This window comes from Paenibacillus alvei DSM 29, from assembly GCF_000293805.1.
In the GTDB taxonomy this organism is placed as follows: domain Bacteria; phylum Bacillota; class Bacilli; order Paenibacillales; family Paenibacillaceae; genus Paenibacillus_B; species Paenibacillus_B alvei.
On sequence record NZ_AMBZ01000011.1, the window covers coordinates 18724 to 40793 of the forward strand.

The 22070-nt window shown below is 43.8% G+C and carries 33 protein-coding genes and 2 pseudogenes; 5 read left to right on the forward strand and 30 right to left on the reverse strand.

The window, feature by feature from the left end:
• Nucleotides 1-4 precede the first annotated feature (4 nt).
• From PAV_RS26840 to PAV_RS26875, 7 genes are all read right to left on the reverse strand, one after another.
• Nucleotides 5-526, reverse strand: a complete 522-nt coding sequence (locus PAV_RS26840; RefSeq protein ID WP_005551286.1) for an accessory gene regulator B family protein — start codon at nucleotides 524-526, stop codon at nucleotides 5-7.
• Nucleotides 523-1176 carry a hypothetical protein gene (locus tag PAV_RS26845; RefSeq protein ID WP_005551288.1) on the reverse strand — a complete coding sequence of 218 codons (654 nt, stop codon included), beginning with the start codon at nucleotides 1174-1176 and terminating at the stop codon, nucleotides 523-525. The genes PAV_RS26840 and PAV_RS26845 overlap by 4 nt, the downstream gene beginning before the upstream one ends.
• Before the next feature lie 102 nt (nucleotides 1177-1278).
• On the reverse strand, nucleotides 1279-1485 hold the full coding sequence (locus PAV_RS26850) for a hypothetical protein (protein ID WP_005551289.1): 207 nt from the start codon (nucleotides 1483-1485) through the stop codon (nucleotides 1279-1281).
• A 77-nt stretch (nucleotides 1486-1562) separates the two neighbouring features.
• Entirely contained in the window at nucleotides 1563-1952 is a 390-nt protein-coding gene (locus tag PAV_RS26855; protein WP_005551291.1) for a recombinase family protein, read from the reverse strand.
• A 33-nt stretch (nucleotides 1953-1985) separates the two neighbouring features.
• Complete coding sequence (locus PAV_RS26860; RefSeq protein WP_005551293.1) at nucleotides 1986-2348, reverse strand: hypothetical protein; 363 nt, start codon at nucleotides 2346-2348, stop codon at nucleotides 1986-1988.
• A gap of 11 nt (nucleotides 2349-2359) precedes the next feature.
• Complete coding sequence (locus PAV_RS26865) at nucleotides 2360-2566, reverse strand: helix-turn-helix domain-containing protein (RefSeq protein WP_005551294.1); 207 nt, start codon at nucleotides 2564-2566, stop codon at nucleotides 2360-2362.
• 319 nt (nucleotides 2567-2885) lie between these two features.
• The gene (locus PAV_RS26875) at nucleotides 2886-3215 is read right to left on the reverse strand and encodes a YolD-like family protein (RefSeq protein WP_005551297.1); all 330 of its coding nucleotides are present in this window, start codon (nucleotides 3213-3215) and stop codon (nucleotides 2886-2888) included.
• Nucleotides 3216-3339: 124 nt separating this feature from the next.
• Here PAV_RS26875 and PAV_RS26880 point away from each other — a divergent pair, with 124 nt between their 5' ends.
• The gene (locus PAV_RS26880; RefSeq protein ID WP_005551298.1) at nucleotides 3340-4200 is read left to right on the forward strand and encodes an ATP-dependent DNA ligase; all 861 of its coding nucleotides are present in this window, start codon (nucleotides 3340-3342) and stop codon (nucleotides 4198-4200) included.
• A gap of 56 nt (nucleotides 4201-4256) precedes the next feature.
• Here the strand turns inward: PAV_RS26880 and PAV_RS26885 are convergent, their stop codons facing one another.
• The gene (locus PAV_RS26885) at nucleotides 4257-4457 is read right to left on the reverse strand and encodes a helix-turn-helix domain-containing protein (RefSeq protein WP_005551299.1); all 201 of its coding nucleotides are present in this window, start codon (nucleotides 4455-4457) and stop codon (nucleotides 4257-4259) included.
• A gap of 547 nt (nucleotides 4458-5004) precedes the next feature.
• On the opposite strand from PAV_RS26885, the gene PAV_RS26890 reads away from it, so the two are divergent.
• From PAV_RS26890 to PAV_RS26905, 4 genes are all read left to right on the forward strand, one after another.
• Nucleotides 5005-5202 (forward strand): hypothetical protein, encoded by a 198-nt coding sequence (locus PAV_RS26890; RefSeq protein WP_005551302.1) that lies wholly within the window; start codon nucleotides 5005-5007, stop codon nucleotides 5200-5202.
• A 128-nt stretch (nucleotides 5203-5330) separates the two neighbouring features.
• Complete coding sequence (locus tag PAV_RS26895) at nucleotides 5331-5699, forward strand: hypothetical protein (protein WP_005551303.1); 369 nt, start codon at nucleotides 5331-5333, stop codon at nucleotides 5697-5699.
• 198 nt (nucleotides 5700-5897) lie between these two features.
• On the forward strand, nucleotides 5898-6098 hold the full coding sequence (locus tag PAV_RS26900; protein ID WP_005551304.1) for a hypothetical protein: 201 nt from the start codon (nucleotides 5898-5900) through the stop codon (nucleotides 6096-6098).
• A 183-nt stretch (nucleotides 6099-6281) separates the two neighbouring features.
• Nucleotides 6282-7241 (forward strand): homing endonuclease associated repeat-containing protein, encoded by a 960-nt coding sequence (locus tag PAV_RS26905; RefSeq protein WP_005551306.1) that lies wholly within the window; start codon nucleotides 6282-6284, stop codon nucleotides 7239-7241.
• Between the two features lie 27 nt (nucleotides 7242-7268).
• Here the strand turns inward: PAV_RS26905 and PAV_RS26910 are convergent, their stop codons facing one another.
• The 22 genes and pseudogenes from PAV_RS26910 to PAV_RS27010 all read right to left on the reverse strand — a co-directional run bounded on the left by PAV_RS26910 (nucleotide 7269) and on the right by PAV_RS27010 (nucleotide 22069).
• Nucleotides 7269-7937, reverse strand: coding sequence for a DNA-methyltransferase (locus PAV_RS26910; RefSeq protein ID WP_051135236.1), 669 nt, complete (start codon nucleotides 7935-7937; stop codon nucleotides 7269-7271).
• 65 nt (nucleotides 7938-8002) lie between these two features.
• On the reverse strand, nucleotides 8003-9406 hold the full coding sequence (locus tag PAV_RS26915) for an N-acetylmuramoyl-L-alanine amidase (protein ID WP_005551309.1): 1404 nt from the start codon (nucleotides 9404-9406) through the stop codon (nucleotides 8003-8005).
• Nucleotides 9399-9677, reverse strand: coding sequence for a phage holin family protein (locus PAV_RS26920; RefSeq protein ID WP_005551310.1), 279 nt, complete (start codon nucleotides 9675-9677; stop codon nucleotides 9399-9401). Before PAV_RS26920 ends, PAV_RS26915 begins: the two co-directional genes overlap by 8 nt.
• A gap of 13 nt (nucleotides 9678-9690) precedes the next feature.
• Nucleotides 9691-9993, reverse strand: coding sequence for a hemolysin XhlA family protein (locus PAV_RS26925; protein WP_005551311.1), 303 nt, complete (start codon nucleotides 9991-9993; stop codon nucleotides 9691-9693).
• A 161-nt stretch (nucleotides 9994-10154) separates the two neighbouring features.
• Entirely contained in the window at nucleotides 10155-10700 is a 546-nt protein-coding gene (locus PAV_RS33900) for a phage tail protein (RefSeq protein WP_005551312.1), read from the reverse strand.
• 288 nt (nucleotides 10701-10988) lie between these two features.
• Nucleotides 10989-11270, reverse strand: a complete 282-nt coding sequence (locus PAV_RS26935; protein WP_005551314.1) for a hypothetical protein — start codon at nucleotides 11268-11270, stop codon at nucleotides 10989-10991.
• Nucleotides 11267-11557: a hypothetical protein gene (locus PAV_RS36600; protein WP_005551315.1), complete on the reverse strand. Its 291-nt coding sequence runs from the start codon at nucleotides 11555-11557 to the stop codon at nucleotides 11267-11269. Before PAV_RS36600 ends, PAV_RS26935 begins: the two co-directional genes overlap by 4 nt.
• 1 nt (nucleotide 11558) lies before the next feature.
• Nucleotides 11559-11798 (reverse strand): putative phage tail protein, encoded by a 240-nt coding sequence (locus PAV_RS36605; protein ID WP_005551316.1) that lies wholly within the window; start codon nucleotides 11796-11798, stop codon nucleotides 11559-11561.
• A 48-nt stretch (nucleotides 11799-11846) separates the two neighbouring features.
• Nucleotides 11847-12926 carry a baseplate J/gp47 family protein gene (locus tag PAV_RS26945; RefSeq protein ID WP_005551318.1) on the reverse strand — a complete coding sequence of 360 codons (1080 nt, stop codon included), beginning with the start codon at nucleotides 12924-12926 and terminating at the stop codon, nucleotides 11847-11849.
• 2 nt (nucleotides 12927-12928) lie between these two features.
• Nucleotides 12929-13324: a DUF2634 domain-containing protein gene (locus PAV_RS26950; protein WP_005551320.1), complete on the reverse strand. Its 396-nt coding sequence runs from the start codon at nucleotides 13322-13324 to the stop codon at nucleotides 12929-12931.
• The gene (locus tag PAV_RS26955) at nucleotides 13321-13620 is read right to left on the reverse strand and encodes a DUF2577 domain-containing protein (protein WP_005551321.1); all 300 of its coding nucleotides are present in this window, start codon (nucleotides 13618-13620) and stop codon (nucleotides 13321-13323) included. The genes PAV_RS26950 and PAV_RS26955 overlap by 4 nt, the downstream gene beginning before the upstream one ends.
• Nucleotides 13617-14582 (reverse strand): XkdQ/YqbQ family protein, encoded by a 966-nt coding sequence (locus PAV_RS26960; RefSeq protein ID WP_005551323.1) that lies wholly within the window; start codon nucleotides 14580-14582, stop codon nucleotides 13617-13619. Before PAV_RS26960 ends, PAV_RS26955 begins: the two co-directional genes overlap by 4 nt.
• Entirely contained in the window at nucleotides 14563-15246 is a 684-nt protein-coding gene (locus PAV_RS26965; RefSeq protein ID WP_238555931.1) for a LysM peptidoglycan-binding domain-containing protein, read from the reverse strand. Before PAV_RS26965 ends, PAV_RS26960 begins: the two co-directional genes overlap by 20 nt.
• Before the next feature lie 14 nt (nucleotides 15247-15260).
• Nucleotides 15261-17653, reverse strand: a pseudogene (locus PAV_RS26970) (phage tail tape measure protein).
• Between the two features lie 49 nt (nucleotides 17654-17702).
• Nucleotides 17703-18149: a hypothetical protein gene (locus PAV_RS26980; RefSeq protein ID WP_005551328.1), complete on the reverse strand. Its 447-nt coding sequence runs from the start codon at nucleotides 18147-18149 to the stop codon at nucleotides 17703-17705.
• 243 nt (nucleotides 18150-18392) lie between these two features.
• Entirely contained in the window at nucleotides 18393-18815 is a 423-nt protein-coding gene (locus tag PAV_RS26985; RefSeq protein WP_005551329.1) for a phage tail assembly chaperone, read from the reverse strand.
• 14 nt (nucleotides 18816-18829) lie between these two features.
• Nucleotides 18830-19293, reverse strand: a pseudogene (locus PAV_RS26990) (phage tail tube protein).
• A 1-nt stretch (nucleotide 19294) separates the two neighbouring features.
• Entirely contained in the window at nucleotides 19295-20611 is a 1317-nt protein-coding gene (locus PAV_RS26995) for a phage tail sheath family protein (protein ID WP_005551332.1), read from the reverse strand.
• The gene (locus PAV_RS34945; protein WP_005551333.1) at nucleotides 20611-20784 is read right to left on the reverse strand and encodes a YqzN/YkzM domain-containing protein; all 174 of its coding nucleotides are present in this window, start codon (nucleotides 20782-20784) and stop codon (nucleotides 20611-20613) included. Before PAV_RS34945 ends, PAV_RS26995 begins: the two co-directional genes overlap by 1 nt.
• Nucleotides 20781-21209 carry a phage tail terminator family protein gene (locus PAV_RS27000; protein ID WP_238555932.1) on the reverse strand — a complete coding sequence of 143 codons (429 nt, stop codon included), beginning with the start codon at nucleotides 21207-21209 and terminating at the stop codon, nucleotides 20781-20783. The genes PAV_RS34945 and PAV_RS27000 overlap by 4 nt, the downstream gene beginning before the upstream one ends.
• Nucleotides 21196-21714: an HK97 gp10 family phage protein gene (locus PAV_RS27005; protein ID WP_005551335.1), complete on the reverse strand. Its 519-nt coding sequence runs from the start codon at nucleotides 21712-21714 to the stop codon at nucleotides 21196-21198. The genes PAV_RS27000 and PAV_RS27005 overlap by 14 nt, the downstream gene beginning before the upstream one ends.
• On the reverse strand, nucleotides 21707-22069 hold the full coding sequence (locus PAV_RS27010) for a hypothetical protein (RefSeq protein WP_005551336.1): 363 nt from the start codon (nucleotides 22067-22069) through the stop codon (nucleotides 21707-21709). The genes PAV_RS27005 and PAV_RS27010 overlap by 8 nt, the downstream gene beginning before the upstream one ends.
• Between the last annotated feature and the right edge of the window lies 1 nt (nucleotide 22070).

Genomic DNA, 22070 nt, shown 5'->3' on the forward strand with positions numbered 1-22070 from the left:
TATATTAACCTCCTTTCCTAGAATATGAATATGGAATAATCAACAAAGCTTGTGCCAGGTAAACAAGCGCAAGTGTTGATGATTGTATATATAGGTTTGCGCCGACCAGCAAAATAGAAATAAACTTATTTCGAAGTTTGTGATCCTTCGTGCTGCTCAAGTATTCGGTGACATTCGGTGCGAACAGTATATAGCTTATTAGTCCGAGTATCGATATACCTAGTACTACGTTCGTTGATAACATGATGTGTGGTGGAACAACGATTACCATGGTTGATGCGACGAAACATTGATCCATCGTCTTCGCGTGCAATCCACCTGAAAAATGCCTGATTACACCAAAAGCGAGTAAAGAAACAATGGTATCGATGGGTCTTCCAGAAATAAAACCTATAGTGATAGATGAAGTCGTTACAAAAAAAATATTCAGTATGTTGGCAAATGCATACGTAAGCACTTCATGGCTTACGTGACTACCATTGCGTTTTAAAAATGTGGCGAGTCCTTTAGAAACGTTTTCTATCAATCTTGTTCACTCCTACGGTGGAGTAAATAGTATAGAAGCGAAAAGTTTAGTAAAACGATTATACAGGTTAGCCACGCATATCCTGATAAGGAAAATGCGATTGTTGCTGTTAGGACTAGGAAACTCACAAGTGCTGCATAAAATATAGTGTTTTCCTTCTTACTAAATTTCGAATAATAACTATGTGGAGGATGAATGATAAAAGAAAAACCAAGCCCGATTTTATACAGATAGCGTGAAATGAGTATCATCACTCCAGCGGTTGCTGTCTGAAGTAAATAAAGATACACTCCGGAAGATTCCAACAACATACTACTCTCGAAATTAATTGCAATATTTAATACTAAAAAAATTACTGATTGAACAGCGGTATAAAAAACATAACCTGATAAAGTTATAATAACAGCATATTGTAACTTTACTTTAATAATATAATTCATAAACACTATTATTGCGCACATCGTTAGTGGTATATCAAACCAAGGCTCTTCAAAAACAATCCTTATTAAGTAAGATGATAACGCTAGTACAATAGACATTACAACGATGTTTATTCGATAATAATTCGCCCTAAATCGGAAAAGTCTTAAAGTCGCTGTTAATAGCGCAAACGCTTCTATTGCGCCTACTGAAATATACCACACGCTCACTTATTCCTCACCTCGTTGATCCAATTATAGGTAGAAAATAACTGTACATCAAACACTAAAAAACATCAAGCTGTCAACTTATTCCGAGGCTTTATTATGTAATCAATTCAATATTTTATCAGGCGAAGTCTCAGCAGTTACAATATGGTATGCATCATATACTTTTTTTATCGTTTCAAGCGTTTTCGCTTCCTCCCCTTCTCCTGATTCTATGACAATCCCATTTATTAACCCTAGAGTATATGCCATTAATGATACCGGATTGTCCTTATGTTCTCTCATCTTTTGAGCAATCGAATCCACTGCCATCACTATAATCACCTCATAATCTTAATAAATACATTATTACACAACATGCAGTAATTGTGCATAAGGAAAGCCCCGGATTATTCCGAGGCTTCCTGTTCTTTTCTTATTTTATCAATGCCGCAGATAAATTCTAATTCCTTCAAGCTCCTATCATTGGCGTTTGCCGATACCACGTTATAATTTACTTCTTTGATGTATTGACAGAACTCATACATTTTCATCGAGTCCCGGTACAATCTATCATACGAGGCAACAATCAGCGTCCCATTTGGATTTTCATCCATGAATTTTCTTACATTCTCAAGTTCCGGTCGCTCAGAATTAGCACTGAGTCCGTGATCCATAAAAACATTTCCAACCTTGTACCCATGTTCATCGGCATATTTTTTGCAACGTCCCAATTGAGCATCAATATCTTGTTCAGTAGTTGCTGTACGGCAATAAATAATTGCATTCTTTTGTCCCATTCAAATCAACCTCCGAAATATGATTTTTGAAAGTTATTCATTTATATCATTCAAAATCGAGTCTAACCTAGACAGAAGTTCTGGGGCCTCTGTACGCACCATTTCCCGAATCTGTTGTATCTGCTCTATAGCCTTTGGGTACCCATTAATACAGGCTGTATAAAATGCAGCAACTTCTGGATACAGGCCATAACCAGGCTCTCCGCCGTCCGTTTCCCATCCTTCTTCTTCTTGCTGAGGGCTTAATGTCCACACATTATCATTCTTGTGCCCTTTTTTATTGTGAACAGCATAAATAGTACCTTTCAAACAAGAATTAATGTATTCAGATCTTTGGCGTGCATATTTCTCGGCATAGCTTTCGGATTGAAGCTTTCCATTTTGACCATCCATCATATCAGTCTCCTTCACTCGTCTTCTACATGCTCTACAACATCACTTAATGGGACTCTAAAGAATGCACATGTTTTATCCAGTACGTCCATTGAGACGTACTCCCCCCGCCCCATCTTCGCTAATGTAGCAGTTGATATTCCTATTGCCTGTCTATATTCCGTCCTAGTCATTTCTCGCTGTACGAGCAAATGCCACAGTGGTTTATAACTGAAACCCATAACCATTCACCACCCTATGTAACTTCCATATTAAGCTAAAATGTTTAGAATATCAAACATTTTATTTATATGTTTAATTATGTATCTGTTCATACTTATGGCATCCAATATAAAAAAGCCTCGGAATAATAATCCGGGGCTTACTTCTTTGGTGCCGGTCGCATAGTGTCATAGACGGGCTTGTTACATTTAATACATGTATATACTCCGTCTATCCATTTACCCTTCATTGCAGCTTTGCAGTTGCACAAATAGGGCTGCACTGGTTCAATTGGCTTTTGAGTTGGCAGAGTCCATTGCATTTCTTCCCGCCAATCCTTCATGACCGCACCTCCAATATGTCCTCTATCTTCACCCATTGCTTTTCGCCGTCCAGCAGAAGCCGTACACGTCGATTTAGGATGTCTATATCAATCACCTCACCCGTTAATTGGCACACTTCAAACGGGTCGTACATCTCCAATGTGACCGTCTCACGATCTTGCATGGCTTGCTGCAGCCTGGTTCCAATTTGTTCCCATTCCTGTTCATCTATCATTGGACGCTGCCGACGAGCGCGCTCGTGCTGCTGCTCTAAATACGCTTCCCGATGCTCAGGTAGTATAAAGCGTGAACCTTCAAAAATTCCGTTTCCATTAAGCTTGCTCAATCTCATTCATCTCCATTAGAACATTTGTTCTTATTATATGTGAACTAATATTCGTTTAACAATAGTAAAAACTTACTAAACATCTATTTCCCTTCTATTGTTACAATGGAACAGGGGTGATCAAATGTTTATATCTCCAATGCTGCTAGAAACAAGCGAAAAAGCATTTAGTGACGATCGTTTTATCTTTGAACCAAAATTTGATGGGCACCGCGCGATCCTCTCATGCATCGACGGCCAGCCCCACATATATACTCGCCATAACAATGAATGCACCAGACAATACCCGGAGCTAACCTGCGCGCCGTTTACAGAGGACATGATCCTCGATGGTGAGATTGTATGTATAGATCAATCGGGCAGCGTAAACTTCGAGGACGTTATGACACGGTTCCAAGCACGGCGGTCTGATAGTATTAAACGGTTTTTGGATAAAATGCCGGTCACTTTTGTGGTCTTTGATATCTTAATGTATAAAGGCGAGAACTTACGTGGTCTTCCTTTGATGCAGCGTAAAGAAATACTCGCTTCAGCTTCACTCCCTGAAAATAAGCATATTACTATATGCCCTTTTATCGATACTGCTGGTGAAGCTCTCTTCGCTGACATCTGCATGCGTAGCTTGGAAGGCATCGTGTGCAAACGTAAGGATAGTACGTATGTCAGTCGCCGCTCTGATGCCTGGTTAAAAATAATCAACTGGACATACGTAGATATTTGGTTGACTGGATATCGTAAAGAGGAATTTGGCTGGCTTGCTGCTGTCGATTCAGGTAACGGAAGAATGAGGCCAGTAGGAGTAATTGAACTAGGAGTAACCCCTATTCATAAGAAAGCTTTTTATGGGGTCAAAGATTCAATAGTTATTAATGAAGATAAAAATAACGTATATATTCAGCCAGTGCTTCGTGCGAAGGTGAAGACACGAAACTGGACTAAAGCCGGGTTACTTAGGAGCCCTGTTTTTGTGGACTTCGCTGTATAAGCCGTGGGATTTATTCCCCGGCTTTTTTATAAAAAATAACCTGCCACTATGACAGGTTACTCTTCGCTAACATGAAATAAATCCTCTACGCTTAGCCCTAAAGCTCTAGCTATGGCAAATAAATGGGCGTCTTCGTGGCGGCTATTTTTATCAAATCTTGAAATCGATCCCTGTGGAACCCCGCTCATTTCGGATAGTTTCGTTTGGGTAATTCCTCGTTCATTCAATATTTCAGTAAGTCTTGGCGTAACATTCACCCTGTCCACCTCCAATTCCTATTATACGATATCGAATATTTTAAGGCAATATTCGTTGACATATGTTATGCGATATCGTATAATGAATATAGAAAGGAGGTGAACAACAATGTCAAAGAAACACCGACATAATAAGAAAAATCCGGCTCCCCAAAAGGAACCAGAACAACAAGAACCACCAAACGAAAAGACGACCGAGCCTCGACAAAAGAGTTGATCCAGCTAGCCACTGCGATTACTCAACTCATAGTCGCTCTCCTAACGTTTGTCATCGTCCTTGTAAAAGGAAAATGACAAGCAAGCTACTCGCCCCTACGGGGGCGGGTAGTGGTTCGGTCGTCAAGAATAGTATAACATGTCGTACTTCGAGATCAAGGAGGACGCATATGAAGAAAGATGAAGCAAAGGATCTGACGTTGGTTATCTCACTCACGGCGCTGTGTGTCAGCCTCTTTACATTGGCGATGTTGCTTATGCTTAAATTCAATTGCTGAGGGGCTTCTGCCCCTCTCAAATATGCCAGCGGGCGAACGTGGAGGGATTCGGTATGATAACAACAAAGTATGTTGTGAGAAGCAAACTGAAGAAGTTCGGCAGTTTTTTAACACAAGAAGCTGCAGACGCTGCCGTAGCAAAGATTAAGAAACGAAACCCTAGAATAAAACAACTGGAGGTATGGCCGGAAGCTGGGAACTGGCAACCTGACTGCCTAAAAGATATTGTTTACGACGATATGCTTAAATAAAATTTCCGCCTGATGATGTGGTGGATACAGGCCGAAACCTAGCCCTTCGGGGCGATGGTCGCGGATATCCATAAAGAGGATAAAATATCTGCGTCGTCGTATATTTAAAAACGAAGGGAGCGTTATATATGTTAGACGGACTTTTAGAAACAATAAAGGCGACTTTCCCGGAGAGCGATTCTATCCAAGAAAAACTTAACCGGATTGAATTAAAGAGTGCTTTTCGTTCTCCTGAATCAAGTCGCCTGACTTGGATCGAACTTGCTCAATTTATTAAAACGTTACAAATCGATCAACTGGCATTATTGCTTTCTATCCAATCCAAAGCAATATACTTTAGTGATGGTGAGAAAGAAGAAATTCTAAGATCACTTTCCAAACATAAATCTAATATCCATAAGTTTATGGAGTCGGATAGAACGACTGAGCCGGATAAAGCAGAAGCGACAATATGGCTTGAAAACACAAGAAGCGCCTTCGAAAAGCTAAAGGGTTAATGTACACAAAAATGAGTGCCGTGGGATTCTTTCCTCAACGGCACTTTTATCGTTTGCATCTGGGAAAATTAAACTCTTGTTCGTACTATGTTCGGTTGTCATCGACAACCATAGATGTTATATTTAACTCAACACCACGAGATACGGACAAGCCAACAAGCCGGAGATGCCGGATGAGGACGAAAGGAGAAATTAATCATGAAAACATTGATCGAGAAATATACGGAATGGAGACAAATATCCGAGGAAATGCTTGAGGACGGGCATGCTGGATCGGTAGATTGCGGAGAGGCGGTAGTTCGGGAAGACTTTTCAGCTTTTGCTGGATTGTCGGACGTAATTACATACGAGGAAATGCTTGAAATAGAGCGCGAATACGAAGAATCTACGGGAAAGTAACAACGCCCCTCGAATATGTAGATGTACCGTGGTTGGCGAATTACTACGGTACATCCCGCCAAAACATTGACAAGTCTGCAAAAGCGGCGTCTAAGCCTGATTATCGCGGGAAGATGATTACGCCAGACGCTTTTGTCGAGGGGCGTCCTCTTTGGCTAAAAAGTCGGTTCGGGAGGGATTAATTTGACCCGAAAGTACAGTAAGAAGTGGAAAAGCGTCAGTAATGAAGATTTACTTCAAGATCTACGGAAAAAAGCAGTAGCATTAGGAAGAAATCCCCGGGCTTTAGAAATGGGAGATCGCGAAATTTATTCTCGTAGGTTCGGTTCGTGGAACAAGGCTCTCATCGCTGCCGGTCTGACGCCTGAATTTCACACTAAAAAAGGATGGGACATCACAGACGATGAATTGATTAGTATGGTTCGTCCGTTGTTTGATAAGATAGGCTCAACAAAAAAGAATGATTACGAAGCTAATAGAGGCGAAGACTTACCATCGTGCTCGTACCTAAACATTCGTTTCAAGGGGTGGAACAACTTCTTGATTCGTGCAGGATTTACGAAGGATGAAGTTAATCTATATCGCACTTCGAAAGAAGAGTACATACGTCAAATACGCGATTACGTGGACACACATGGTGGCGTTCCTACAATCGATGAATGGAAAGCTGCGGGGTACAGCGGTCAGATAAGGGAGATATTCCCCACATTTAATGACGCGATCATCTCCGCTGGTTATGAACCAAATACAATTAGAACGCCTATAGTGACAGAAAGCGATGAAGAATTAATCCAAATGTACGTTGATTTTTCTGGCAAACTCGGATACCCTGCTACCTACAACGATTTGCTACGCTCATCGGATATTTATTCTCCAAACGTGTTTGCTTTACGATTCGGGACACTGAATAATTTAAGAAAAAGAGCCGGTCTCGATACGTCACGCCGTGGTTCTAAGTATGACACAGAGGAACTCAAGGAAATGTTAGTTGATTTCAACAAAAAATATGGTAAGCCCACAGTAAGGATAATGCGTGAACTCTTTAAAAAAGAAGGAATGCCTGACGTGGGTACTTTCCTTAGACACTTTCAAGTGACTAGTACAAATAAATTGTGGGATAAAATAAGCCGTGAGGAACAATAGCTCCTCGCGGCTATAATTTTTTTATTTTTAGTTTCTCTTCATAGCATTTTTGAAATGGGTTGGATCAATCTCAAACCCGGTTACGAATCGGCCATGTTTATGTCCCGCTTCTACTACCGGTCCCGATCCAAGGAAGAAGTCCCCTATTAGTTCCCCTTCCTCGCTGCTATTCAGGATAATGCGTTCCATAAGTGCAACTGGCTTTTCAGTAGGATGAATAGTCTTTGCTCCAGGTATGCGAGGAATACGCCATACGTCTGTATCCGAGCGCTTCGAGATACGGCGCACCTTTTTCTTTCCCTTCACGGCCATGATTATGAATTCATGGCGATATCTATATTGCCATCCCATCCCCATGCGTTCTTTATCCCATACGATGCAATTCTTGATAACGAATCCCGCCCTTTGAACCCATAAAGCCATTAACGGATACATACGCCAGTCAATGAAAATATATATATGTCTGCCCGTCTTCAGCGTTCGGTATGCTTCATGTAGCCAAGCCAATGTAAACCGTTGGTATTCACGTGGAGACAGTGCGTCGTTGGCAATGATATCGAATCTCGGTTTTTTATTCTTGGTAAAGTTAGTCCCGCCGAATCCAAGATTATATGGCGGATCACAGATGATGAGGTCTAGTGTCTCGTCCCCAATGTACTGTTTAGCCCCTTCAATGCATTCCATGTTGTAGATCATAGATGTCACATCCCTTGAAAAGTGTAAGAGCCGCAAGCATCCTCCTGCGGCTCATGAATTCGTAATTACTTCTGAATAATTACCTTCAGCAATTTTCCATCCCAACCGGTAACTTTACCACCAGCTGCCTCAACAATTTCCCTAACTGGGGCGTAAGCGGTATCCCCAACCTTCCTACTGCCCACTATCACCTTTCCGTTGACAGTGGCGTGTGAGCCGTTCCAACCAACAGTCGCCCCTAACTCCTCGGCAAGCTGCCGAACTGGGACAGTAACAAGGCCGTTCATAAATTCCCCGGTTACAACTACCTTTCCATTCAACTCTACCGTTGCGGATTCTCCGCTAGGCTTCACTGTGGCAGGCTTGTCCAACGCTACCGCGCCTCGAAGCTTCGAAAGTTTGCCAACCAGATCTGTGCCATACGTACTTGATGGTGCCCACTTCGTGCCCAACTGCTCCAACGTCTTCGCCGTTCCATACAGATATGGGAAGTGTCTAGGATCTGGAGTATCGGAACGCGGGTAACCCGCAGCTCCAGCGTAAAGAGCGAGATGGTCTAAGTGTGCTGTTACTCCTTCTTTCCAGTCACGGAACCGCTTGTGAGCACTCGCCTGATAGTCTCCTCCGCCTTGGGTAATCTTTAGCCCGCACGGGTTGTGGTAAGTGGCATCAATTCCTGCTGCACTCCGACCATCTCGGTACAAATATCCAGTCTCATGCCCGAACTGCACGTAAGCAATGGCTGGATCAACGCCGCCGCATTGTGGTGCAAGCTGCCAGTACAAATCCGCTAACTCCACAAACTCAGCAGGTGCCTTCATGCTGCGTGCCCATGCCTTTGCTTGTTCCGCTGTAGCCGATGCCTTACCTATGATGTTCGTTTCCTTGCTAACTGGCTGCTGCGCTTTTTTCGGTTGTAGCTTCAAGAACTTCGCCACACCGGATACATGGCCGGAAATGATGGCTTCGATCACTTCTGGACGTTTCAACTTAGCTGCATCACTAGCGACATCAACAAACAAGTTTTCTGTCAGTACGGCAGGCATTCGGGTCTCCCTACATACGTGCAAGTCCTTTTTCTTCTGCCCCCTGTCGATAACTCCAAGCGGTTTCAGATGCTTCATAATCTCAGTATGGAGAGCATCTTGGAATGCTGCTGTAGTCGCGTCACGCGTTCCGATGTATGTGAACGATTCAAAGCCCCCTTTACCACCGCCAGCATTGCAATGGACGCTAACAAATACATCAGCACCTGCAGCATTTGCCTTGTTCGTTCGCTCCTCTAAAGACAAGTAAACATCGGAGGAACGAGTCAGCAAACACTTAACGCCTTCATAATCCCGCTCCATCCGCTTCGCTGCTTCTGTTGCAACTTTGAGAGCTATATTCTTTTCGACGACACCATTCCCTGCTGAACCAGGATCTCTACCGCCATGACCGCTATCCCATTCAACAATAACCTCAGTCATTCTTAGCACCGCCCTTCTTTGCTTGCTTCACTGATTGATGCCCAAATACAGCAACAGCACCACACAAAATACCCTGAATTACAGATTCAGCACTAAGCCCAAGGATCGATGTAGTAAATACAATTGCAATCGCTGTTACGAAAAAGATAATTGTCCAGTCTGGTACCAACGGCGTATGTTTCAAAGCAAATCCAATCACCCAACATGCAGCAACAACAACGATCAATGCAGGATTAATCAGTTCAAAAATCATGTTCCATTCCGTAGGCATAATTAAGTACCTCCTAAGTTAATTTAATTGCTGCGACGATTGCCGCTACTACGATGCCAATAACTGACCCGGTAACGGTACGCCACAACCATTTTTGGTTATCTTCGATTTTGTTCAGACGGTGATGAGCTGAATCAGCAGAACTTAACGCTTTAATCGCCACATCTCGGCCATTTATGGCGTCGTCCAACTTTTCCTCTATGCCGTCGATCTTTGTTTCAACCCGTGTTAATCGCTGCAATGTTTCAATCTGTGGATCTGGCATGCCTTTCGTTCCCTTCGTAATAAAATAGCCCCCACTTAGTTGTGAGGGCATAAAAATAGCGCCAACCGTTTATAAGCGGTAGCGCCTTATTTACTCGTTTCAATTTCTTGGCCGTGTTTCACATTCTGACCCCTAACCATAAACTATAACGTTTGCTGGTCTATTGCTGTCACTATCATAACGCGATACAGGTACTATAAAACTATTAGGCGTTACTGTAGCCAGTATAGACCACTCTTGTTGGGGGGGAGCGTATCACGATAAACTACCTGATGATTATACGTCGCTCCGCTTACCGAAATTCTTGGGTTAGTATAAAAATCAAATGCTGCCAATGAATAAAAATTTTCACCAAAAACGACAATGCCTTTTGCTTGGAAACTCAGTCCGGTGACTATAATGTAATAAAGTCCCCACGTAGTTGTGTCACCTTCTGAAATAAGGAAATTTTTTTGCGACTCAGATACGGATGTCGTAATCCTTACCATTGGCACGCCCGTTGTAATCTGGCTAATTTTCCATTCAAGCGTACCCCATTCATCTACCCCGGATGCTGGAACCCCCTTGGCGTTGATCGCACCCGCGATTCTCCCCCTCCACTCAACGCCAGATTGAAAAGCCTCATTCGCTTTGTCCATTGCCGCCTTAACAGCACTTTCTGTTGCAGCTACATTCGACCGAGTGCCGTTTGTTGCTGTTGATAACTGTGTAATACCAGGGTTGGAAGTGGACGCACTTGGCAATCGATCAACCGACATAGTGCCCGAGGTAATATCGTTGGCATCGTGTTTATGTGTTCCTGGGGCTTTGCTATTCCAGTTATTACGTTCATCTTCTGTTACATGCCTCTTCTTGTCCTGGACGTGTGCACTAAGATCCTCCTGTGTTGCCGCTCCGATTGATTCCGGTGTAAGTGATTGAGAGATATTATCTATCGAATCGTGTGCATCTTTAATACCTTTTCTATCCGGTTTAGGTCAGAATTAAGCACCGTATCGTCTAACTTCCAATCCGTCTTTCCGTTGTAGGACATATCGCCCCTCCTTTTATTTCTCTTTCACTTCTATTGTCTGCAACATTAAATGATCTGCGGCGATCGGCACGTTTACCGGATCAGATGAGAGTACATTATCCGCCGCGTCTTTCAATTCGACCAATGTGATCAAAGAGACTTCCGAGACCGGAACCACATAGTTAAGGGCCAGTACATTGTTGGTAACGGCTTTAACTTCAAACTTCGTAATGGTGTAGTTTTTGTTGATGACCACTTTTGCCACCCGGCTATTCACATACTCCGCTACATCATGTAACAAGCCTGTAGTTATCATTTAATTAGCACCTCCACTCCATAGGTCACAAACGGGTTTTCTCCCAACTTCCAAGACCCGTCCAGCTTATAATTCCAGGTCATTTTCTTTATACTGACATGCTCCTTGAACTCTATAGCGCCCTCAAGAGCTGTGTTTTGCTGATACACAAGGTTAGCTGGTTTTATGGTCTCGATCGTATGCAGCACCTCTTTGAATACACTGGCTTTGTCAATATTGGCAGTAACCGTAAGCAAATGTTTTTCCACGTCTTGGGAGACAATCGTCATCCCAGGGCCAACGAGCATGTCAAGCTGCTGCTGGAGGAAGCGAATCGAAAAAGGGCGGTTTCATCTGATAACGGTTCAAAATACGCTGCCGCCTAAACTCAATAGGTTCGGTGGCAGGGTCGGCCTGTATGCCTAGCATTGATTCACGCCGTTTGATCCCCTCGGCACTCGATGTCATTACAAATTGATCATCAAGCAGCCTATCGATTTTCTCGCGTGCGTCTCCCAGCTCTGGTTCTTGTGCTTCAGCCAGCTTCACAAAATCAATAATCCCCAACAAAAAGACGGCCAGTGTTTTCTGATCTCATCAGACATCCACCTTCACCGCCTTAAGCATCGGGATTTCTTCGTCTCCAAGTATTAAGTTATTTGTTTGGCCGTTCAGTGTTGTACCTGATACATCAATCACACCGGTAACATTCAATATTGCTGCCTCGATTTGAGCAATTCGAACGACTATATTTGTCACCTTTGCCCAATTTCTGCGGAGGTTTAACAAATAGGTTTCTATAGCTTCTTTTATGGAATCTTCTACTTGTCCAGCCGTCATCCCGGTGTCCAGCACAACTTTTGTTACGATATCAATTGCCACATCTTTTACTGCTGCAATTGTTACCTTATGACCGATAGGAGCAAGCCCAATCCCCTTCCCATTGTTTACCACAGGGTCAACCAGCGTCTGTATATCGTCAATCATTGACGGAGGTGGTACCATCCATTCAGATGTACACAAGGTGCATTTTACGGTTCCGCCCCCTTGCCAAACTGGGAATACTTTCACGGCTCCAACGCCATCAATAGATGTTAACTTCTGTTTGTAATCTGAGACGTTCCCACCAAAGGCGGGTTCATTTACAGCAGCTACATAACGTTGTCGTAAAGAGTCATCGGATTCTAAGTCATCACCAGGTACAAGTATGTCACTCAATTCAGCTCGGGCCAATTTTTCAACATAATCAATCGGCAGCAGTGCCCCAAACACTTTATTACCGATTGATCCACTTTCTTCACACTCAAGTGTGAACGAACCTGCTTCAACTTTGCTGGTAGAAACAAAACTGATATTTTCTATTGCATATCTGCTTCCAATGGGAACGTCAAGCGGTTGTCCATTGGCATCAAAGAAAGTTCCTTTTCGCTTCGCCTTTGATGCCTGCTTTCTGTTCACCCCAAATTCAGCAGCTCTCCTGGAAAGATACTCGCCGCTCGCCGTGTCTGCAAAGGAAAGCTCCATGTTAATGCCTAATTCGGCATACATTGCAGCAAGCTCCCACGCTGCAGGCGCGCATGCATTATAAATGACCGAACCCTCTCGCTTGTCTACATCATCCGGTACGCGGTCTAGCATGCGTTCGAGAATGGTTTCGTATGTTTGGTTTTCATACATTTCTATTTCACCACCTGTTCGGCATCAAAATTGCCGTAAGATGACACAACGGTAAACCGTGCAAGTAACTCGTCCCCTTTGTACTCTACGGTTAGATCCTCGACACCTGAAATGCGGTCATCAGGCATTAATGCTTCTTCGATCATACGTCGTATTTCTGATTCGATGAATACCGGATTTGATCCAATCAGCGAAACCAGCTCGCTTCCGTACTCCTCAGAAAAAATCAACTGCTCGTACCTTGTAGTCGATAGCGCCATAAACACGGCTTGTTGGATAGCTTGTAAACCGTCTGTAATATCCACCACCCGCCCTGCCTCGAAGTCTAGGAACCATGTTTTTGTGGGTTCCTCCACCTCTTCTAGTTCCTCATCTACGCTGTTTCCTTCTGGAATCATGTAACCACCACCCTATCCAATACGACATACTGTTGCCCGCCCTGTACTCGCAGCAATATAACAGTATCTCCAGCCTGTAATCCCTTTCTTATTACATGCTTAGCCCCGGAGATTTCCACATTTAGTTCCTGTACAGCTTCGCATAATATCAAGAACTCCTTAGTTAAGGAAAATCGCTGATCAACGGTAATTTTAATTGGTGCCGAACTTATAACAGTGCCATATAGGACATTCATAGGACTGCCAGCGTCTACGGCATCCGCTGCAGCCTTCTTAATAACTTCGAGTAGATTCATATGACCTTCATCTCCAATGTCATAGTATGGTCTGCTCCGTCAAATGAATGTGTACAGGAATCCACAAGAAAAGGCTGGTTTATGCCGTACTCAGAAATGAGTATCCGTACATAACTACCAGCCCTTATTCGTAAATCCCCAAGTGCTTCTATTTTAAGCGTCTTGGACTCTCGATTCTTGATCTTTGCCAGCGTGTCCAAGAGCTTATTAATCTGTGCAGTATTCATGTTTTGATCGACACTTTGATAAAGCTGTAGCACGCCCCATTTTTTTATATTTGCGCTGTCCTTGGCAACAAACTTTTCGCGTTTCTTCGTTTCTTCATTGTCCTTGTACAATACAATCTGGTTGTATGTGTCAGAATCGATTGACGTTTTAATGCTGTAGTTGGTCAACAAGCTTCCTTCGCCAATGTAGAAATCCACCAACATATCCTTGACGTTCTTTAGCGTTAGGCTACCAAAGTCATCATAAAAAACATAATTACTGCCGGTATTAATAATCGTCAAATCGAGCGCTTTATAGATGATATCCAGAAGCTTCTTGTTATCTTCTAGCATTGTAATCTTATATTTTGTATCGGCAATTGTACCAGTCTTAAGTTTAAAATCGCTTGCAATGCGTTTTATTATTGCTCCTGCTGTTTGACCGACAAACTTGTAGGTATCATTTGCTTGCAGATACCTCAATTGATCGTATGCTTTTATTTTTACATCCTCGTCCTTGCCACCATCGATGCTAAAGATATACCCGTAAAAAACGTTTTTACCGTCTTTCTTTACCTTCACAATATCGCCATTATGGTATGTGAAGGCTCTTGCCTGGTAAATTGCATTCTTTACTAAAGTGAAATCGAGGCTTCCAGCTCCTCCAAATCGGGATGTCTTCCATTGGATTCCGGTAACAATTTCGGATATGTCCCACATGTTCCCGTTCTTATTGTCAATTAAGACCTCTATCATTTCTTTTCACCCCGGTTGTCGGGATTTTAAGCACACGCCCGACCTTTAGGTTTTTGATGTCAGCGTCGGACATGTTATTCAAAGTTTTGATCTCACGCCACCTATTGCCATCCCCCAATGTCTTTTTGGATATTGCATACATATAGTCCCCTTTTTGGACTTTGTAAGTCTTTGGAGTCACTTTCTCATTAGGACGCGTTTTCTTCTGCGTTGTAGGCTTGGTAGCCTTCTTACCAGAAGCCGACTTAATCACTTTTACTTGCTTGGCGGAGTAAAAGATGTACTTTTTCAATTTTAACGAGTATTCGATATCCTGCGTCCCTGCATTCTCTTTCCATTCAAAAGATTCTATACTGGCCGGAGTATTGATGTCATAGAGATCACTTTTGATTATCAACCTGATAGGGTGGCGTTTCCGTATCCATCGATTTAAAAACTCCACATATTGACCTGGAGAAAGCAGTGTTTTTGTATGCACGAAAGGATATCGTGTGGCCGGAAAAATGCTACTAAACTGATATTCCGTTAGCTTCGCATCTTTGATAACATTTATCTCACCCAAGCCCACTACATTGTATCCCTTGCCATTGCCCCCTTCTGTAAGTCCAATGGAAGGAGGCATGACGGGGATTTCTATAACTTCCTGCTTATTGTTCCAACTCAACTGTATCCCGTAGCTCACTGACCATACACCCCCTGTGCTGCTGTAACCATCTGCTCCTGGAGTTCTTTCGTGATGTGTGCCACGAATGACTTTTCATCTGCCCCATTACGGATGTCGACTTTACCCACACTCACAGATGGTGTAAGAGTCACAAAGTTTTGAATGCTCTTCATTTCGGCAAGCTCACGCATTACTTTCAAATCCTCGCTAGCAACGTCAACCTTCCCTTCGATCTTTTTTACTTTCCCTACTTCATCGATGCCTTTCAGACGCTCTGTGCCACCTTTGCCACCACTGATGCCACCATTAAGTTGGTTCTGATTCTTTAGCTTGTCCGCTTGATCCTTCTGCTCTTTAGCTGCTTTATCTCTTTCGGCCTGACGCTCTTGCAACATGTTACGGACATTTTGCTCCCGTTCTGCTGCTTTTCTCGCTGCTTCCCCTTCCATCTGCGAGATAACAGATTCGCCTGCCTTTTTCATTGCGTCTGCTTCAGCTTGTGCAGATGCAGAGAACTGAACGTGATTTACAGCGGATATTGATACGCCTGGTATGTTATTCAACAGTTTGATAAGATCGTTTATGTCGTCAATTACTGCATTTATAAAATTCTCAAGTATTTCAAGCGACTTAGCTTTCATCCACATGAAGGCATTTACGACACCGAAACCAACTCGTGCAAAGAAGATAGGTACTTGATCAAAAAATCCAAGAATAGCATTCCATGAACGCATCAGTGCAGCCGCAAACTTATCATTCGTTTTCCAAAGTTGGATCAGCCATGCAACCAATGCAACAATTGCACCAATGAGAACAATAAACACATTCGCTCTTTGCGCAGCATTCAGTGTCCGCCATGCCGCGGCCAATCCTTGGGTCATTAAAGTTTGGGTGAATATTGCTGCCGTTAAAATAGCCATCCGAGCAGCGAGAACCCCTGTACTTATCGCCTGCGAATTGGTAGAGATTAACCACGCGCCGAATGCAGCAACGATCCCCCAGATAATTGGCTCTATCATTGTCCAATTAGTCTGGATAAACATGACAACATTTCCTAGCCCTACGATTATCTCGTTAAAGATAGGTAATATAGATCTGAGACTTACCGCTAGCCCATCCAATACAGCGCTAAATGCATCACCCACACCTTCAGCAGCAAGGCCATCATAGAAGTCAATCCATATGGACTCTATCTCGGAAAGGAATAACTTTATTTTCCCTGCAGTGGTATCGTTCATAATTTTTGCCATCTTCGCTGCTGCCCCCTCAGAACCTTCGAGAGCCTTTGTGAACTCATTTAAGGCTGCTGGGCCTTCTTTGATAATAGACAGCCATCCCGTAGCTGCTTCCACACCAAAAATACGTTGTGCTGCAGCAAGTTTGTCGCCATCGGTAAGCCGCCCAAATGCAACTGATAGATCATTAACAATAGCGTTAATGTCTTTCATGTTGCCCTTTGCATCCGTAAAGGACACATTTAGTTGTTCTAAGGACATCTCTGCACGTGCTTTAGGGTCGGCCATCCGCAAGAAGCCAGCACGTAATGACGTACCTGCTTGGCTTGCTTTGATACCAGCGTTCGCCATAATGCCGATCAGCGCAGATGTTTTTCTATCGAAGCCCCAAAGCTTTCAGCAACTGGAGCAACGTACTTCATCGTTTCACCCATCATTGCCACGTTAGTATTGCTCTTAGTGGCCGTGTATGCGAAAACGTCTGCAACGTGATTTGCTCTATCTGCGGAAAGGCGGAAGCCTGTCATAGTGTCAGATACAATGTCAGCAGTACGTGCAAGATCTTCTCCTGCTGCTGCAGCGAGGTTAAGGAGCCCCGGCATGCCTGCAAGAATACTATTTGTATTCCAACCGGCCATACCTAGGTATTTCATGCCATCCGCTGCCTCAGATGCACTAAAGACAGTGGTTTCACCCAAACGCTTGGCTTCTTTTCTGAGTGCAATGAATTCTTGCTCATTCGCATCCGTAATTGCCCGGACATTTGCCATGCTTTGCTCAAAATTCTTAAATAAGTCGAATCCATGACTAAGCATTCCTATTGTGGTACGGAAACTAGCATATGCTGCAATAAAGCCCATAACCTTTTTAGCAAGGTCATCAGCCGAATTAGCTCCGTTCTTCAGTTGCTGATTAAATTGTTTTTGCTTGTTAGTGCTTTGTTCAATCGGTGCTGGAATACTCTGTATGGCTACTTCTGCAGCACGTATACTTTTCCTTGCCGCGTCCATTTTGGATGTATCAAATGCCTTGCCCATTGTCGATTGCATATCATGCATCGTGGACATGGTCATGTTCATTGCGCCCGTAATTGTCTTTAGCACCGAAGTCATGTTGTCATGCAACGCTAGACTTGATGCAACTGTTGCCATCCACTCACCCCTTTTGGGCATGAAAAAAGCGCCCCGAATGGGACGCTCTTAATTGAGAAAACTATTTATTTTAGTCTATAGGCCCTTTTGCTTTGAAGCTAGAATCCTCTGGTACTTCCGGTTTCTCTACTTCGATTTTGTTGCTTTCTGTAAATTTTCTAATCGCTTCTTCTTCCGCCAAAATAGCATCACTATCCCTTACACGTCCTTTGTCTGGAACGTATGTCTTTATACTACTTGAAGTTGATTGAGAACCGATTTCCACTTGCTTTTTATCTTTGTTGTATCTATATTCAACGCCTGTAAGCTCGCCGATTTTTGCAAGTGGAATATAAGTGATGCCCTTGTAACTCAAGATAGGATTCTCTTTATCCTTGTACTGAACTCCATTCACCACTACAGGCTGCGTAAACTCAGTTAAGATGTACTGCTTAACGGCTGAGTACGCAGGACCAGCAAGAGAGAATGACAAACCTATGAACAAACCAGCAACAAGACCAATTATTCCTTTTTTCATATATATCCCTCCTATAAATGTTCGTATGCTCATATTCTAGCATGGTTATAACTTCCATAGAAGGGTTTATGTCTTACTTCTTGTTTTTCTTTCTCGCGCTCTTTTCCTCATCAACCCGAATATCAATCATTGCATAGACCGCTGCACGTTCAGACGGCTTGAAGCCCATTAACTCGTGAGGAAGTATTCGTAACTTATGAAGGGCGAAGTAGGCGTAATTCGCCTCTGGATCGCCCTCCTTAATTAGTTTTTTACTTCGTCCACCATGTCTTGCTCGGATTTGTTAAAGCCGTTTAACTCCTGCACACGTTGCAAAAGCGTTGTGTACTCTCCAGGCAAAAGCATGCGCTTCAACAAGGATTCGGCCCCCATGACTCCATATGATTTTAGTAGTTCTGCATCCTTAAGATCTGGATAAACTACACATGTCGTTACCAGGCGTGCAGTGTATTCGTTGAAGTCAGTCTCAGGCGTATAAACTCCGCCTTTGCCTTTAACCTTCTTCGTAGAGGCCTTTCTGACTTGTTCGTTTTCTTCTTCTGTCATGCTGCGTAGTTTCCAAGGGATAGGCTCTCCCTTCTCGTCCTTAAATCTGTCCGATACAACCAATTCATCTACAACCTCAGTCGAAGCGTTTTGCGCGAAAAATGCACTCAAAGTACTCATAAATATAATTCCTCCTAGCCCAATGTCGGGGTTTTAAATTGGTCTTGCATTATTACACCTTCAAAAGTGAAATCAATATCTTCTTCTAATGCTTCTGCATCCGTGTCCAGTGAAGCAATAACCATGCTGTCTAGGTTTACGCCCTGCAACACAATCGTTTGCTTTCCAACGCTAGATGTCGGATCTTCGTTGATGATCTGGATATCGAAATAGGTATCCTTGCCATGGTTCATGTAATCAAGCATCATCTGCCGAAACATCGACGTCATGTAATAGATAGTCATGCTGCCGCTACCACTCCAACCAGTAGCCTTGTGCTGCGTACCTCGGCGCCCGAGTGTTTTGAGCTCGGTTTTTCCTTCTCAACCTTCGCCTCCAGCGACTTCACGTAGAACATTTCCTCGATACGACCGTTGATAGTCGCATACGCGCGGCCCTCTTGTCCAGAAATCGTATCTTTCGCACGCAAGAACCCCATATTACTTCACCTTCACTTTCATATAGATCTTCTCGATAGCATCAACCGGCTGGACAGCAAGTTCACAATACACCGAGTCCACATCATTGCCCGGAAGAACAATCACATCTGTCTGTGGATCGAAGTTTTGTATTGCTGCTATATTTTGAAGTGTGTTCAGGTAATCTGTACATTGCGCCCTAAAAATAGAGCGGCCATCTTCGTTGTTGTTGACCTTCCCAATATAGGATTGCTCAAAGATACGTTTAAGGTCGTTACCGATACTGTCCAGAACTCGAATGACACGATTCTTAGAAAACTGTTTGCCTTTCTCTGGCGTGATAGATGTAAAGGTATTAATATCCTGTTCCGCCACCGCACGCCCATTATTAGCAACAAAAATGAACTCGCCCTTGAGTAGCGCCGCCTCAATCTGCGAGTTTGTATATCGTTTATCTACATCCACAGCATCGTCATAGGCCGTGTATGTGAGCGATTCGTTAACATTGGCTGCCGCCGTAGCTGCTGCAACCCACGCCGTTGCTTGTGCAGCGGTCAACATTCTTCCGTCTGACAAGACAACACCATTTTTAACGCTTATCACGCCTTCATAATCCGCCGTAGGGTAGTTTTCTAGGGCAACTTGCACCTTTACCCCTTCCTTATCCCGTAGACGCTTCACAAACGAAACGTAGACGGCCTTTAAGCTACTGTCAGCGCTTGGCAATGCCATAGCATTCCATTCATGTACTTCGATGGCCGTCAAATACTTTGTGTGATCCTCGTTTGTGGTCGTGCCATCCGTACCGCCAACTAGTGGCGCCCCCGCCGTCACCTCAAGCGAACCAGTTCCGCTGAAGTCTACCCATCTATTCGGCTTCAGATCTTCTACATTCTTGGCAAGCTGCAATTCTACAGCCTGTCCTGCAAATACCGTAATGACATCAAATACCGTGTCATCATCAATATTTTTTTGGATTACAATCTTGATATCATTTCCCCGTAATCCGCCGTACTTTGCCGTAGCTGTCAATGTGCCTGCTGTAACCTTTGCCTTTGATCCCTCATTAAGCCGATACAGGAGCAGCGTTTTAGCGCGTTTTAACGCCTCGCGCACCAACAGCAACTCCGGCGCCGTAATATCATATCCAAGTAGTTCGCTGACGTTGTCGCCAGCATTGATTTGAATTACTTGCTTTTCTTGCCCCCAACTGAGCGACAGAGGCATGGTTACAATGCCGCGCTCTCCGACCGAGCCTATCGGTTTGCCTTCGCTTACAAAATTGATATATACGCCTGGTCTAACCTTGTTCTGCGTCGTCCATGCTCCTCCTGGCATTATCGCGCCTCCTTCTTCTCAAAATCCTTGATAAGCTTCTCTGCTTGTTCTACGGTGTATTGCTGGCTTCCATCCAGTAGCGCACCCAATATGTCCTTATGGACATTAGAGAAGCGCTGTGAGCCTAATATTTGCTCCTTGGTGTATGTTGTCGCGGCTGCTGCCTTGCTCATTTTATCAACCCTTTCTGATCCAACGTTTTCATAGCTGGCTCGTCTTTCTTTCGGCGTAGAACATGGAAGTCATAATCGATTTTGAAATGCAGGATGCCGTCTACAATCTCATGTTCCATATTCGTCCCCCGGCATATGCTGCCGGCCACCTCGATATACTCCATGTGATCCAGCAGCTTCTCCGCCACTTCGAACATTTCCTCATTCGCATCTGTCTCCGACCGAGGGAAGTAATGAATATCGAACGAATGGAATCTCTTGTAGCGGCGGCCAAACTCTCGATCCTGTGAAAAGGGGAAGAGCTTAACAAAAAAGCAAGGCTCCTCAAGGCCCTGCTTAATTTCCTCCCCGTATATATCCATGTCCGGGTATATTCTATTCAGTGCCGATATAACGCCGCTGCGGACATCGTTAACTGTTACCATCGTCACCATCCCTTCGAGCAGGGCGGCCATTCATGATGTCGTTCAGAAGCTCGGTCTGTCTCTTTTGCAAATACTTTGGCAGCTCCCGTTCTATTTCCTTCATGCTGATTGCCATCATAAAACGTCCTTCCACCCATCCGCCTTTTTCCCCAACCTGCATACCGCTTTTGACGCTAGAATCGTAAACAAATGTGTTCCCTTTCCAGTATCCAGGAACCCAGTGAGAACGGAAGCCGTTTTCCACAAAAGAAGCGTATTCGACGTTATTAAATACTTCAACAATGTACGAATTCCCTCGGCGTTGTACCCTTCCGACTCCCCATTTCCGTCTGAGTTCGCCAGAGTTAGCCGGCGTGCGCTTCTTAATCTTCCTTTCGGCTCTGTAGGCCATCTCCATGATAAAGTCCCGTATGAAACGTTCTATGACTCTCTCATCACTAGCTTTTTTAAGAGTGTCGGCGAATTCCTTGAACTCTTTCATATCAAACTTGCCCCATTTAGCCATTATGCCTTATCCTTTCGCTGCAGGATGATTTCTTGATGCGTAGGATATGGGAATGGCTCGCCTGCTGTGAATGTTGTTTTGACATGGCCTCTTGTAACTTCAATACGATCACCTTGCCTGATATCCAACTCTGGCGCAATAAACAGCTTGTTTCATAGGAGATTTCATTTTGCGCTTCGCGTTGCCCGTTCACCGCTAGTGCCTTTTGAGAGATACGGCAAGGTTGATCAACACATACGGGCGACAGTTCATTCTTTGTTTCGCCGTTCGGCTTCTTTACCTTCCCGTACCGGCTTATGGTTGCCTTGTCTTCGTATGTCTTCTCAATTTGCCTACGATGCTTACGATAATTCATA

Coding starts and splice junctions, on each gene's coding strand:
- PAV_RS26850 (WP_005551289.1), bottom strand. CDS start 1,485: ATGGCAGTGGATTCGATTGCTCAAAAGATGAGAGAACATAAGGACAAT.
- PAV_RS26855 (WP_005551291.1), bottom strand. CDS start 1,952: ATGGGACAAAAGAATGCAATTATTTATTGCCGTACAGCAACTACTGAA.
- PAV_RS26860 (WP_005551293.1), bottom strand. CDS start 2,348: ATGATGGATGGTCAAAATGGAAAGCTTCAATCCGAAAGCTATGCCGAG.
- PAV_RS26865 (WP_005551294.1), bottom strand. CDS start 2,566: ATGGGTTTCAGTTATAAACCACTGTGGCATTTGCTCGTACAGCGAGAA.
- PAV_RS26880 (WP_005551298.1), top strand. CDS start 3,340: ATGTTTATATCTCCAATGCTGCTAGAAACAAGCGAAAAAGCATTTAGT.
- PAV_RS26890 (WP_005551302.1), top strand. CDS start 5,005: ATGATAACAACAAAGTATGTTGTGAGAAGCAAACTGAAGAAGTTCGGC.
- PAV_RS26895 (WP_005551303.1), top strand. CDS start 5,331: ATGTTAGACGGACTTTTAGAAACAATAAAGGCGACTTTCCCGGAGAGC.
- PAV_RS26900 (WP_005551304.1), top strand. CDS start 5,898: ATGAAAACATTGATCGAGAAATATACGGAATGGAGACAAATATCCGAG.
- PAV_RS26910 (WP_051135236.1), bottom strand. CDS start 7,937: ATGATCTACAACATGGAATGCATTGAAGGGGCTAAACAGTACATTGGG.
- PAV_RS26915 (WP_005551309.1), bottom strand. CDS start 9,406: ATGACTGAGGTTATTGTTGAATGGGATAGCGGTCATGGCGGTAGAGAT.
- PAV_RS26920 (WP_005551310.1), bottom strand. CDS start 9,677: ATGCCTACGGAATGGAACATGATTTTTGAACTGATTAATCCTGCATTG.
- PAV_RS26925 (WP_005551311.1), bottom strand. CDS start 9,993: ATGCCCTCACAACTAAGTGGGGGCTATTTTATTACGAAGGGAACGAAA.
- PAV_RS33900 (WP_005551312.1), bottom strand. CDS start 10,700: ATGTCGGTTGATCGATTGCCAAGTGCGTCCACTTCCAACCCTGGTATT.
- PAV_RS26935 (WP_005551314.1), bottom strand. CDS start 11,270: ATGATAACTACAGGCTTGTTACATGATGTAGCGGAGTATGTGAATAGC.
- PAV_RS36600 (WP_005551315.1), bottom strand. CDS start 11,557: ATGCTCGTTGGCCCTGGGATGACGATTGTCTCCCAAGACGTGGAAAAA.
- PAV_RS26945 (WP_005551318.1), bottom strand. CDS start 12,926: ATGTATGAAAACCAAACATACGAAACCATTCTCGAACGCATGCTAGAC.
- PAV_RS26950 (WP_005551320.1), bottom strand. CDS start 13,324: ATGATTCCAGAAGGAAACAGCGTAGATGAGGAACTAGAAGAGGTGGAG.
- PAV_RS26955 (WP_005551321.1), bottom strand. CDS start 13,620: ATGAATCTACTCGAAGTTATTAAGAAGGCTGCAGCGGATGCCGTAGAC.
- PAV_RS26960 (WP_005551323.1), bottom strand. CDS start 14,582: ATGATAGAGGTCTTAATTGACAATAAGAACGGGAACATGTGGGACATA.
- PAV_RS26980 (WP_005551328.1), bottom strand. CDS start 18,149: ATGAAAAAAGGAATAATTGGTCTTGTTGCTGGTTTGTTCATAGGTTTG.
- PAV_RS26985 (WP_005551329.1), bottom strand. CDS start 18,815: ATGAGTACTTTGAGTGCATTTTTCGCGCAAAACGCTTCGACTGAGGTT.
- PAV_RS26995 (WP_005551332.1), bottom strand. CDS start 20,611: ATGCCAGGAGGAGCATGGACGACGCAGAACAAGGTTAGACCAGGCGTA.
- PAV_RS34945 (WP_005551333.1), bottom strand. CDS start 20,784: ATGAGCAAGGCAGCAGCCGCGACAACATACACCAAGGAGCAAATATTA.
- PAV_RS27000 (WP_238555932.1), bottom strand. CDS start 21,209: ATGGTAACAGTTAACGATGTCCGCAGCGGCGTTATATCGGCACTGAAT.
- PAV_RS27005 (WP_005551335.1), bottom strand. CDS start 21,714: ATGGCTAAATGGGGCAAGTTTGATATGAAAGAGTTCAAGGAATTCGCC.
- PAV_RS27010 (WP_005551336.1), bottom strand. CDS start 22,069: ATGAATTATCGTAAGCATCGTAGGCAAATTGAGAAGACATACGAAGAC.